This is a genomic window from Acinetobacter sp. NBRC 100985, from assembly GCF_000241225.1.
Lineage (GTDB): Bacteria > Pseudomonadota > Gammaproteobacteria > Pseudomonadales > Moraxellaceae > Acinetobacter > Acinetobacter venetianus.
Genome location: NZ_BAEB01000023.1, coordinates 156669 through 169675 on the forward strand (window position 1 = coordinate 156669; position 13007 = coordinate 169675).

The following is a 13007-nucleotide window of genomic DNA, read 5'->3' on the forward strand; positions in this document are numbered from 1 at the left end:
GATGGATATTTCTCTCATTTGGGCCATGATCATCGCGCTAGGCGTATTGATCTACGTCATTTTGGATGGCTTCGATCTTGGTATCGGCATCCTGTTCCCATTTATTAAGGGACAACAAGAGCGTGATGTCATGATGAATACCGTTGCACCTGTTTGGGATGGCAATGAAACATGGATGGTACTGGGAGGTGCTGGATTATTTGCAGCCTTTCCAATTGTCTATGCAACTGTTTTATCTGCACTATATATGCCGATTACCTTGATGGTAATTGCGCTAATTTTTAGGGGAGTTGCTTTTGAGTTTCGCTTTAAAGCAAATCGCTCAAAAGCATTATGGGATCTGGCTTTTATTTGCGGTTCAACCTTAGCAAGTTTTCTACAAGGCGTGATTTTAGGTGCTTACATTCAAGGTTTAGAAACTGAAAATGGGATCTTTGTCGGTGGTAGTTTGGATTGGCTAACACCCTTTTCTCTCTTTACAGGTTTAGGCGTTGTGATCATGTATGCCGCATTGGGTTGCGGATGGTTAATTTTGAAAACTGATGATGGTTTACAAGATCGAATGTATCAATTAATGCCTAAATTAATCTTTGCACTGTTCGTTATTTTCGCAGCCGTCAGTTTATATACTCCTTACAGCCAACCTGCTATTGCTGAAAAATGGTTTGCAATTCCACAACTGATCTATTTCAGTCCTGTTCCTATTTTAGTCGTTATTTTTACGTTCTTGACATGGCAAGCTTGTTTAAAAAGGAGTGAATACAAACCTTTCATTTATACTTTGATGCTGATGTTCTTGGCTTACTCTGGCTTTGTCATCACTCTATGGCCAAACATTATTCCTCCATCTGTTACCATTTGGGAAGCTGCCGCACCGCGAGACAGTCAGGTCTTTGCATTAATTGGTGCATTGATCATGATCCCAATTATTTTAGTGTACACCTTTTGGGGATATTGGATTTTTCGAGATAAAGTCCGTGTTGGCGATCAAGGCTACCACTGAGGTGAACGACGATGAAATCATCACAAATCAAATGGTTTATCGGCTTATGGATCGTGGGTTTTGTAGGTTTAGCAATTATTGCTGGCCTATTTAAAGCCTTACTGGTTTTAGCCTATCATTAAGCAATAACATTATCAGATGTTTGGTTAATTCATTAGCCAAACATCTTTTTATTTTCAGATAGATAAACAATCCACGTATCTCCATTCTAAAAAGAAATAACCAGTATTATTTGCTATTTTTTTGATATTTAAGCTATGTTGAATCAAAACCAATTAGGTATATATGACATGACAATTTTAGAATTATTAGAAATTAAACATCCTATTTTTCTTGCACCAATGGCTGGTGTTTCTACACCTGAACTTGCTGCTGAAGTTTCTAATCAGGGAGCTTTAGGTTCATTAGGTTTAGGCGCAAATACACCTTCGGCAGCTAAGGAGCTGATTTTAAAAACTCAAGCGCTAACTGAAAAACCATTCCAAGTCAACTTTTTCTGTCATCAATCTGAATCACTCAATCCAGACATCGCACAGCAATGGATTGAATATATTGCGCCACATTTTGAAAAATTTGGCACAACACCACCGACACAACTGAACTGTATTTATCCAAGCTTTTTGGATAGTGATGATTTCTTAAATATTGTTTTAGAAACTCAACCTAAAGCAGTGAGTTTCCATTTTGGGATTCCCCATCATCATCAAATTAAAGCATTAAAAGATGCAGGTATTATCACAATGGTATCTGCAACTAACTTGATCGAAGCGCAGCAAATTGAAGCTGCTGGAATTGATCTGATTATTGCTCAAGGGATTGAAGCAGGTGGGCATCGAGGAATATTTAATCAACATTTTGATGCTGCAATCAAAACCTTAGATCTGGTACAGCTAATTTCTAAACATTGCACAACACCTGTAATTGCTGCTGGTGGCATCATGAATGGCGAACAGGCAAAGCAGATGTTGAAAGCTGGTGCTTCAGCCGTTCAATTAGGCACAGCCTTTGTTCAATGTAAAAGCTCAAGTGCGAATACTGCATATCGTAAAGCATTATTTAATCAAAATATTACCCAAATTAGTGCTAGCTTATCAGGTCGTCCTGCACGAGGTCTGATCGGGACTTGGCATACTGAAATTGATCGTCCTAACCGACCAAATGTTCCAGCCTACCCATATACGTACGATTTAGCTAAACAGTTGATGGTGATTGCCAATCAACAACATGATTTTAGTTATGGTGCATTTTGGGCAGGTAGTAATGTTGCTCAAATTCGAGAACTCGAAGCTGCTGATCTGGTAAATCAATTGGTTTTAGAAATTAAAAGTAACTAAGCAGAAAATAAAAAACCGATCTCTGATCGATCGGTTTTTTTTCAAGGCATCTTGTATAAATGCTTATACAAGATGCCTAATTTTTTAATTACTTAATCGCATCCAACAAAGTCTGTTGAGCGTTATGCGGTTCCTCACCTTCCACAAGTTTAGCGCGTTCCCAAACGCCATCACCTTGCAACAACCACGCTTGTTGATTGTCTTTTAGATAGTTCAATAAACCTAGTTGATAGATACGTTTTTTCAAAACTGGATCTTCAATCGGAAAGCATGCTTCTACACGGTTGAATAAGTTACGATCCATCCAATCTGCACTTGAACCATAAATACGTGGATTACCATTATTACTAAAATAAAACACGCGTGTATGTTCTAGGAAACGTCCCACGATTGAGCGAACACGAATATTTTCAGATAAATTTGGCAAACCCGGGCGTAAACAACAAATCGAACGAATGATCAAATCAATTTGTACACCCGCTTGTGAAGCTTCATACAATTTATTAATGAGCTGAACTTCGGTGAGTGCATTCACCTTCACAATAATCTGTGCAGGTTTACCGGCTTTTACATTGGCAATTTCATCGTCAATGAAGTTAATCAGTTGAGCATGTAAAGTGAATGGTGCATGAAGCAGCTTTTTCGGCTTCGCCATTTTCCCCATACCAGTCAATTCTTGGAAAATACGGTGCACATCTTCGCAGACATCTTTATCTGTCGTCATCAAACCATAATCGGTATAAATACGCGCATTACCCGCATGATAGTTACCTGTTCCCAAATGAACATAGCGTACTAATTTATTATTTTCACGGCGTACCACTAAAATCATTTTGGCGTGAGTCTTATAGCCTACAATGCCATATACAACGACTGCACCTGCTTCTTGCAATACGTTAGCAACCTCGATATTTGACTCTTCATCAAAACGAGCACGCAACTCAATAACTGCGGTCACTTCCTTACCATTACGTGCAGCTTCGGCAAGTACTTGTACAATTTCAGAATCCACACCACTACGATAAAGTGTTTGCTTGATTGCAAGCACTTGTGGATCACGCGCTGCTTCACGTAACAATTGAATGACTGGTGCAAATGATTCAAATGGATGATGCAATAGAATATCTTGCTTTTGCATTGCAGCAAAAATGCTTTCCGATTTTTTGAATGCTTTTGGAATCACAGGTGTATGTGAGTCATAACGTAAATGCGGACGTTTAAAATTTGAAAGTAAACGCGCTAAATTTACCGGCCCATCAACACGATAAAGCTGCTCTTCGTTTAAGTCGAACTCGTCCAATAAATATTCATAAATATGTTTTGGACAATTATGCGTTACTTCTAAACGTACCGCTCGACCAAAACGACGTGAACTCAATTCACCTTTTAGTGCTTTAGCAAGATCTTCAACATCTTCATTCAATGCTAAATCAGCATTACGCGTCACACGGAATTGATAACAACCTGTTGCTGTCATGCCTGGAAATAGATCAGAAACATGCTCGTGAATAATCGCAGAAAGCATGACATGGTGTTCTTTACCATCGGTCAGCTCATCTGGTAAACGAACAACACGAGGCAGTGAACGCGGTGCAGGAACAACGGCTAAATCAATTTGACGACCAAAGGCATCTTTGCCTTCTAAGGTGACAATGAAGTTCAAGCTTTTATTGACTAAGCGAGGAAATGGATGCGCTGGATCAAGGCTGATTGGTGTCAATACTGGCGCAACTTGCTCTTGGAAATACTTCTTAATCCAAGCAGATTGCGCAGGTGTTAACTCGCCACGACGTAAGAAGCAAATATCTTCTTCACGTAACTTCGGTAAGATTTCTTCATTTAAAATACGATATTGGCGTTCGATTGCCGCATGTGCAGTTCTAGAAATTTCATCCAAAACTTGTTTAGGTGTCAAACCATCAGGAGTGCGACTTTCATTGCCTAAAGTCAGTTGCTCCATCATGCCAGCAACACGAATCTCGAAAAACTCGTCTAAATTACGCGAAAAGATGAGTAAGAAATTCATCCGCTCTAACAAGGGATGGAGTGGATCAACCGCCTGTTCTAGTACACGTAAATGGAAATCGAGAATCGAAAGTTCACGATTTATATAACGATCGTTGTAACTATATTCTATGGGCGCTGTTGTCGTCACTGCAGTATTCATACCGAACCTTATCGCTTTAATTTATCAAGTGATCGTTTAAGTATGCTGCAAAATTATGTCATTTTGGTAAAAAAGCCCAAAAATATTAGGCTTTTTTTAAATAAAATGAACTATTGAGGAATTTGTGTACCATTCATATATTTTAAAATGACACGTTTGCGATATTGCAACTTACGATCATTTCTATGGTCTTGGTAATATTTAGGATTCGGTAATAAAGCAGCTAAAAATGCAGCTTGTTCACGCGTTAAACTTTTTGCACTTTTTCCATAATAAAACTGAGTTGCCGCCTCAACGCCATAAATATTTTGTCCAAACTCCACAGAGTTCATATATACCTCTAGGATTCGACGCTTTGACCACATACGCTCCATCATCCAAGTTGCCACGGCTTCCTGACCTTTACGGATGAATGATCGTTGATTGTAGAGAAATAAATTCTTGGTAAGTTGTTGTGAAATCGTAGAACCACCTGCGACCACTTCACCTTTTTCACTATTCCGTTCTAAAGCATGTTGGATACCCGCCCAATCAAAGCCATGATGATGAATAAACTTCGCATCTTCACCAGCTAAGATCGCATGCTTGAAGTTATCACTAATGTCATCGTAATCACGCCATTCTTGCTGAATAGGTTTGAAATCCGACCAATAATCTAGCCGCATGAACATTGTTGTTTGAACAGGATGTGTTCTCCACCACACCAAGCTAGAAAAAATCCATAGCTGGATAAGCAGAATTACCCCAATAATCAACATGACTGTACGTGCTAAAAAGGCTTTCATTAAAGTGCTTCACTCCTTCGGATATCGGCGTTATGACATATGATCCATGTCTCGTCCCGTCAATTCATGCTAAGCTATTTTTCATATTCATGGCTAGCTCAAACATATGACGGAAACGACTCCACCACAAATCAATCAAAAATTGCAAATACAAACATGGTGGTTTACTGCAATCTTAATTGCGGTCAATGTTGGATTATTTGGTTGGCAAATCCTTACAGGTGTGAATATTACCGACCCATCCCCTATGGATGCAATCGCTTGGGGCGCTGATTTTACACCACTCACCTTTTCGGGTGAGCCTGAACGCCTTTTTAGCAGCATGTTTTTCCATTTTGGATTGATCCATTTAATGTTAAATATGTGGGCACTTTATATATTTGGCAGTGTCGCTGAGCAGTTATTTGGTCGTTCCTATTATATCGGTATGTATTTTCTTGCGGGTTTGATGGGAAGTGTACTTTCTAGCTATCTGAGTATTCGTGACGGTTATCAACTCTTACAACATTTTGACCCAAGCTTGCTCCCTCATATCAGTGCAGGTGCATCAGGAGCAGTCATGGGGCTGGGCGCAGCACTGACAGCTGTTTCATTATTTCCAGCATTACCAAGACAACGTTTTTGGTTAGATAAAAAATCTCTAGTTATGGTGATGGCGATCAACCTAATCTTTGGTTTTACGGTTTCAGGAGTTAACAATGCAGCCCATATCGGCGGCATGATCATGGGGGCTTTGCTTGCAAGTCTTTGGTATTTCGGTCAAAAGACCCAACGTAAAGTTGCTATACAAATGATTGCACTGGTTCTGTGTAGCGTATTACTTGCTGGATTTTATTTTTATTGTACGCAGTTAAGTACAGGTCTCACCCCATTATGGGATGAGATTCTGCGTCAAAATCAACTGACTTTTTAAGATTGATTGATTTCTCTTAAACTTTGTAATGGCGGAATATCGCATAAATAACTCAGACGATATCGTCCAATTAAAGTACATACCAGCATCATTGCTAAAGGTAAAATAAACCAAATTTCTGGATGCAATTGGACTGCCATTTGCATCTTATAACTTGCAATTGCACTGATTACTTCTGCAAATAAGCACGCCACAATACCAGCAAGTAAACCAATAAAACCAATCTCTAAGCTGAGCATCCGCTTTAATTTATTTTTAGCGACACCAAATGAACGCAATAATGCAACCTCTTTACGGCGCTCATCCATCAATACATTTAAGCAGGCAATTAAAACCAACACACCAGACATGCCAACAAGCACAGCCAATACCGTCACGATCTGAACCAATACATTCATCAAGCGTTTAACTTCATCCAATATCCGCCCAACATCAATAAATACTGTATTGGAAAATTGCTGAATGAGCTGTACCATTTTTGGCTGATCGACTGTCGGAACATAAAAACTGCCTAAATAACTTCCTGCATTTTCATCCATGGTTTGAGGAGAGAAAATAAAGAAGAAATTGGGGCTAAAACTTTCCCATTCCACTGAACGAAGATTAATTACTTTGGCTTCTAATATCCCCTCAGGCAAGCTAAAGCGTAATTGATCACCAATTTTAATGCCTAACTCAGTGGCTAATTTTTCCTCAACAGAAACTTGCCCTACTGCACTGAAATTTGCTTCGCCTTGTGTAATGACATTGTCAGTCGGATATGCACTCGCTTGCGTCAGATTCAATTCACGTCGAAGTGAATTATTTTGCTTAATCAACTCAGGAGAAAATGCCTGATTATTCTTCGCAATTAATCGCCCTCGAATGTTTGGATATAGTGGTGTTGAAGACCAATTATTCTGCTCAAGCTGTTGTTTAAATTGAGGCATATCAAATGGAGGTAAACCATATACAAATTGGTTTGGTGTTCCCTCTGGTAATTGTTGCTGCCAACGTTGCAATAAATCTGTTCTTAATACACTCAGCACTGTAATCAAGCTTAAACCAAGTGCTAATGCCGTGATTTGTAAAGCTGTTTGATGCGGTATACGTACATAAGCTGACAAAGGATGCTTTAATCGTTTAATGGCTTTTAACAGCAACCAGATCATCGCAAAAAGCACAGTACATAGCACAAGAATCGCCACTAAAACCAAAAGGCTTAACTGTAAATTATCGCTCAACACCAAACTAAAAATGATAAGACTAGAAATCCCCACAGCGAACATCGCCACATAGGACTTACGAGAACGTTCTTGTTGACGAATGACTCGAATAGGCGGAGTGTTTAACAGCTCCCAAATACTTGGCAGAATAAAACCTATCAATACCATTACACTGGTAAAAATAGCGATAGGCAAAGCCATGAGTAAATCACTTACCGCAAAGCTCAGCTGCAATTGAGGAATCAACTGTAGCATTAACTGCAACAATCCATATCCCAAGCCAATCCCAATCAAACTACCAAGTGCAATCGAAATCAAACTCACAATCCCAAGTAAAATAATGTAAGCCGATAAAATCTGACTCTTACTCGCGCCTAAACAGCGCATCAGTGCAATATGATCTTGATTTTGTTGTACATAACGCTGGCTCGTTAAAGCAATCGCAATACCACATAGCAGAATCGTCAAAAGATTGGCAAGCTGTAGAAAAGTATCTAAATTCTCTATGGGCTTCATCAATCTTGTATTGGATTGACTTGCATCTCGTAACTTAAGTGATGTTTGTTCGGCTGTTTCTGCTTGTGACTCTACTTTTTGATTATCGGATTCAGGGTCAATTTGTTGCCTAAATATCTTCTTATAAGCATCGACAGCATTTGGTTCTCCAGCCATCAATAAGCGATATTCGATACGACTACCAACTTGAATTGCATTGGTTTTAGCAATATCAGCTTGATGAATAATTACGGTTGGAGAAAAACCTGAGAACCCAAGCTCTTGATTTGAATCATGTTCAATGAGACCTGTGACTTTAAACTCGCCATCAGCAATTGCAACATTATCCTCCAATTTAACGCCGAGAAGATCCATCGCACGGGGACTCAGCCACACCTCTCCTTGTTTTATTTGCTGAGCTTTTGGTGCAATCTCAAGCTGTCCACGAAGCGGGAAAGCGCCATCAATGGCTTTGACATTCACCATGACAAATTGATCTTGAGTATGCGCCATTGAACCAAACAGCGTGACCGAAGCCTGTTTTAAATTGAGTTTTTTTGCCTGTTCATGCCAATTTTCTTGAATCGGTTGATTATCAGATAGAACGAGATCCGCACCCAGCATTTCAGCAGCTTGAAGCGTTACTGCATTCTGAACTTGAGTATTACTGAACTTTAAAGCGGTTGTCGCACTAATAGCCAATGACAGTGCAATGATCAGTAAATATAAACCACCTGTGCGAAAGCTTTGTAACAGTAAAGGTTTCAGGATCGAGTTCATATTCTCTCCTCAGCCTTTACAATTTCTTGAATCTGACCATCCACAAGTTTGACATGACGTTGACACAGCGCTGCTAAATTTTGATCATGTGTTACCAACACTAAAGTCGTGCCCAACTCACGATTTAAATCAAATAATAGTTGTTCGATTTCTTCCGCTGTTTGTCCATCCAAGTTGCCTGTAGGTTCATCTGCAAAAATAATTTTTGGCTCAGCAATCAATGCTCGTGCAATGGCAACGCGTTGTTGCTCACCGCCTGATAAAACTTTAGGTGTTTGTTGAGCCTGACGACTTAATCCAACTCGCTCTAACCAAGCCAAAGCCTTTTGCTCAGCTTGTTTAAAATGAAAATCAGGCTGTAGACGCAAAGGTAACATCACATTTTCCAATGCGCTAAGCTGTGGCAACAATTGAAATGATTGGAAAACAAAACCAATATTCTCCAAGCGAACCTGCGCTCGTTGCTCTTCAGTCAACGAATGCACAGCCTTTCCACACACCCATAATTCACCGTCACTCGGACGATCTAGTGTTGCTAAAATACCGAGTAAAGTCGATTTCCCTGAACCTGAACGTCCTGTAATGGCAATTTGCTCACCTGCATAAACCTCTAAATCAATCTCTTTTAAGATGGTGAGATTTTGCTGATTGATTTGAATATTTTGTGTAACTTTTTGGGCAGAAATAATCGCTTGTGGCATGATGTCACGTATCCTTTAGGACAAATTTGAAGTGCTATGCAAATATCTAAAGTTATCTTGTCGGTATCAAAAACGCTTGGAACAATCACTCTATGTTTAGTACCAGCACTGGTTTCTGCAAAGACTATTTTAATTTTGGGTGATAGCCTGAGTGCAGGTTATGGTATTGATGCAAAACAAGGTTGGGTTCATTTACTCCAACAACGCTTAAACCAACAGTATCCGAAACAACATAAAGTGGTCAATGCAAGTGTCAGTGGAGAAACAACAAGTGGTGCACTGGCGAGACTGCCAAAACTACTACAGACTTATAAACCAGAAATTGTTGTGATCGAACTTGGCGGTAATGATGGTTTACGCGGTCAGCCACCGCAAATGATTCAAAAAAACTTGGCACAATTGGTACAACTCAGTCAGAAACAAAAAGCCAAAGTTTTACTGTTTGGTATGAAGATACCACCAAACTATGGAACAGCGTATAGCACTGCCTTTGAAAATAATTATAAAGTTGTAAGTCAGCAATATAAGATCAAGCTCTTACCATTTTTTCTTGATGGTGTAGCAGGAAATAAAAGTTTGATCCAAAACGATCAAATCCATCCGAATGCGAAAGCTCAACCGATTCTACTCAATCTCACCTACCCATACATAAAAAGTGCTTTATAAGCACCTTTTATGACGAAATATATGAGTCGTTAGAAATCAAAAAAAATCACTTCACCAGTTTCTAAAGAATACTCAGCACCCACTACAATCAATTTGCCTTTTTCAATCAAGCTTTCAAGCACTGCTGAGCCGTGACGTAATTGATTCACAGATGCAAATACATTTGAACGAACAGCATGTGCAGACAATTTTTTCAAATCATCCTTTAATTCAGTCTGCATTAAAATTTCGACAGAAGGACGCACACGATTCACAATCGACATTAGATTTGACGATGGTGGTTGATCTGGATTTTTTAAGGTATCAATCGTTGCTTGAATCGCACCACAGTGGCTATGACCCAATACAACAACAACAGCGCAATCATAACGCTCAGCTGCGAACTCAACACTTCCGACTTGTGATGGCGCAACAACATTGCCCGCAACACGAATAACGAATAAATCCCCTAACCCTTGGTCAAATACCATTTCAGCTGGTACTCGAGAATCTGAACATCCTAAAACAATTGCAAAAGGATTTTGTTCACTGGCCATTTCGGCGCGCTCTTGGTGAGAGAGTAGTTTCTGTTGGGTTGCTTCCCCTTTCACAAAACGAGCATTACCAGCTTTTAATCGTTCTAGCGTTTCTTGGGCGGTGAGCATGCTTAAATCCATCTATGATTGACATGAAAAAATAGTTTAATGTGGACATGTTCGAAAGTCACTGACAAAAATAAAAACTCTCAAGTTAAAGGCTGTCGTTTTCATCAAGGAAATAGTGGAAATTTACTCATTTCATTGGCAAGAATTTCCAGACCCTTGTAGATTATGCAAATGACTCAGCTGGAAACTTCAACAATAATCAATTGGTTTAAAAAATAAATCAAGGATAGAACAATGATGATGAATACCCTATTACCAATACCATTTCGTAAAACATTTACAGCTTTTTTACTCAGTTGTAGCCTTGGAGCGATGGCAATTCAAACCACACAAGCTGCTGAAATTGAAATGAGTTTTCAAAATTTATTACAACAAGAACGTGCTTGGGCAGGCTTACAAACCAAAACTTTAAAAGTTGGCGATATTACGTGGTCATACAGCGAAGGCGGACAAGCTGGTAAGCCAATTGTTATTTTAATTCACGGCTTAGCTGGAAGTCGTGATAACTGGAATCGTGTGGCACATGCTTTAACGGCAAATTATCATGTGATCATTCCTGATCTGCCTGCCAGTGGTGAAACAAAAGTCCCTAAAGAATTTGATTATTCTGTTCCAAACGTCACAGAAAAATTACGTCGTTTTATTGAAGCTGCAAATCTTACAGGTCCAGCTCATATCGCAGGACATTCATTAGGTGGCTCAATTGCAATGCTCTACGCTGGTCAGTATCCATTCGAAACGAAAAGCCTGTTTTTAATCGATGCAGCAGGTGTTTATAAGTCAGCGACCACACCTTACCTAAAAGATCCAGCTCAAGTTAAAAATATGATTGTGAGCAAGAAAGGTGATTTTAATTACTTAATGCAACAAGCGATGTACTCGCCACCATTCATTCCGAAAGAAATTGCGCAAGCACAAGAAAAAATGATGATTGGGCAAGTTGAAGAAACACAAAAGATGGTTGATCAAATTATTGCGCTCAATAAGCTCTTTACGCCTGACTCTTTTGCTTTACTTGCGAAATCAATTGATGCCCCAACACTGATTTTATGGGGCAAACAAGATAAAATTATTAATGTTGAAGTAGCACCTGAGTTAAAATCCCTGCTGAAAAATGCACAGACCCCAGTGATTTTGGATAATGTTGGTCACATGCCAATCTTAGAAGCAGATCAATTGGTGGTTCAGCAATATTTACCATTTTTAAGCAAGATTCAGGCACAAAAACCTGCAACTGCCCCATCACCATAATTTAAATCATTATTTGAGCTTTTATGTCTAAACATCCAATGATAGAACAACTGATTGATGCACAACTTGATTTTTTAGATCATGAATTTGCACAAGCTGAAACCATTCAACATGAGTTTAAGCAGTTCTATCATTGGTTGCGTTTACAACAACTTCAGCATATTTGGTCATTTGAACAGATTATTGATCTGATCGAAAAACAAATTTTAGCAACGCCTGCGAGTTCTTTTTTAGTCGAACAAATTGCAGAACATATCCGATTTGCTTTAATTCATCCGTTAAATGATCAAACTACAATCGAAGATGTAATTCCTGTACTGACCATTGATTCAATCGCGCAATACGTTGCGAGTAAAAGTGGTCATCGTCAACGGCTCATTAAAACGATTGTCAATAATCCTGCGTTCTCAGCATTAGTCACTCAACTGATCCAACACTCAATTCAAGACTATTTAGATAACTCTGTTATCTCTAAACGTGTACCTGGTGTGGGTCACTTTATGAAAATGGGGAAATCTGTTTTAGAAACAGTCACTGACTCAAACCTGAATGATACTATCGGCCATTATTTGCAAAAGAATATTTTGAAGATTAGCCAAATGAGCGAAAGTGTTTTAAATCAACATTTTAATGATGAAAAACTTTATCATTTTCAGGCAAATCTTTGGCATAAAATTAAAGTCATGCCATTATCAGTTTTACATAATTATTTAGAAGTTCAGGATTTACCCAAAACCGTAGGTATGGGACATGAAATTTGGGAGCATATTCGTCAAACACCGTATTTAAAACAGCAAGTTCATGACGGTGTTTATGCATGGTATGCACGCAATCAAGAGCGAAGCTTTGATCTATTGTTACGTGATCTCAATATCGATGAAGACTTAATTCAAAATGAGCTAAGCAAATTATTAGCGCCAGTTTTAAAGCAAGTGATTGAAACAGGTTATTTAAGAGAACGAGCACGTTCTTATTTAGAAAAGTTTTATTATTCTGAACAAGTGATGAGTATTTTAAAACAAGAAAGATAAGGCAAATTCACCTTACCTTTCTTGCAATCAAC

At 38.9% G+C, this 13007-nt stretch carries 11 protein-coding genes; 6 read left to right on the forward strand and 5 right to left on the reverse strand.

Annotated elements, in window-relative coordinates; genetic code table 11:
• The first annotated feature begins 1 nt into the window (after nucleotide 1).
• Together cydB and ACT4_RS09480 are read left to right on the forward strand one after the other, a co-directional pair.
• Nucleotides 2–1003 (forward strand): cytochrome d ubiquinol oxidase subunit II, encoded by a 1002-nt coding sequence (cydB, locus tag ACT4_RS09475; protein WP_007481700.1) that lies wholly within the window; start codon nucleotides 2–4, stop codon nucleotides 1001–1003.
• Between the two features lie 290 nt (nucleotides 1004–1293).
• Nucleotides 1294–2337, forward strand: coding sequence for a nitronate monooxygenase family protein (locus ACT4_RS09480; protein ID WP_034604873.1), 1044 nt, complete (start codon nucleotides 1294–1296; stop codon nucleotides 2335–2337).
• A gap of 88 nt (nucleotides 2338–2425) precedes the next feature.
• Here ACT4_RS09480 and ppk1 read toward each other — a convergent pair whose 3' ends face one another.
• Both ppk1 and mtgA read right to left on the reverse strand, forming a co-directional pair.
• A complete protein-coding gene (gene ppk1 / locus ACT4_RS09485) occupies nucleotides 2426–4504 on the reverse strand; it encodes a polyphosphate kinase 1 (protein ID WP_004878374.1) in 2079 nt (692 codons plus the stop codon).
• A 110-nt stretch (nucleotides 4505–4614) separates the two neighbouring features.
• Nucleotides 4615–5289, reverse strand: coding sequence for a monofunctional biosynthetic peptidoglycan transglycosylase (gene mtgA / locus ACT4_RS09490; protein ID WP_007481704.1), 675 nt, complete (start codon nucleotides 5287–5289; stop codon nucleotides 4615–4617).
• Between the two features lie 106 nt (nucleotides 5290–5395).
• Between mtgA and ACT4_RS09495 the strand changes: the two genes are divergently transcribed.
• Nucleotides 5396–6202, forward strand: coding sequence for a rhomboid family intramembrane serine protease (locus tag ACT4_RS09495; RefSeq protein WP_007481705.1), 807 nt, complete (start codon nucleotides 5396–5398; stop codon nucleotides 6200–6202).
• Here ACT4_RS09495 and ACT4_RS09500 read toward each other — a convergent pair.
• Complete coding sequence (locus ACT4_RS09500; RefSeq protein ID WP_007481706.1) at nucleotides 6199–8682, reverse strand: ABC transporter permease; 2484 nt, start codon at nucleotides 8680–8682, stop codon at nucleotides 6199–6201. The two genes, ACT4_RS09495 and ACT4_RS09500, sit on opposite strands and share 4 nt — an antisense overlap.
• A complete protein-coding gene (locus ACT4_RS09505) occupies nucleotides 8679–9383 on the reverse strand; it encodes an ABC transporter ATP-binding protein (protein ID WP_007481708.1) in 705 nt (234 codons plus the stop codon). The genes ACT4_RS09500 and ACT4_RS09505 overlap by 4 nt, the downstream gene beginning before the upstream one ends.
• Nucleotides 9384–9425: 42 nt before the next feature.
• Between ACT4_RS09505 and ACT4_RS09510 the strand changes: the two genes are divergently transcribed.
• Complete coding sequence (locus tag ACT4_RS09510) at nucleotides 9426–10049, forward strand: arylesterase (RefSeq protein ID WP_171054795.1); 624 nt, start codon at nucleotides 9426–9428, stop codon at nucleotides 10047–10049.
• A 29-nt stretch (nucleotides 10050–10078) separates the two neighbouring features.
• Here the strand turns inward: ACT4_RS09510 and ACT4_RS09515 are convergent, their stop codons facing one another.
• A complete protein-coding gene (locus ACT4_RS09515; protein ID WP_004878368.1) occupies nucleotides 10079–10693 on the reverse strand; it encodes a carbonic anhydrase in 615 nt (204 codons plus the stop codon).
• A 237-nt stretch (nucleotides 10694–10930) separates the two neighbouring features.
• On the opposite strand from ACT4_RS09515, the gene ACT4_RS09520 reads away from it, so the two are divergent.
• Nucleotides 10931–11944: an alpha/beta fold hydrolase gene (locus ACT4_RS09520; RefSeq protein WP_029424850.1), complete on the forward strand. Its 1014-nt coding sequence runs from the start codon at nucleotides 10931–10933 to the stop codon at nucleotides 11942–11944.
• Between the two features lie 23 nt (nucleotides 11945–11967).
• Nucleotides 11968–12975, forward strand: coding sequence for a hypothetical protein (locus ACT4_RS09525; protein ID WP_007481715.1), 1008 nt, complete (start codon nucleotides 11968–11970; stop codon nucleotides 12973–12975).
• Nucleotides 12976–13007: the final 32 nt, after the last annotated feature.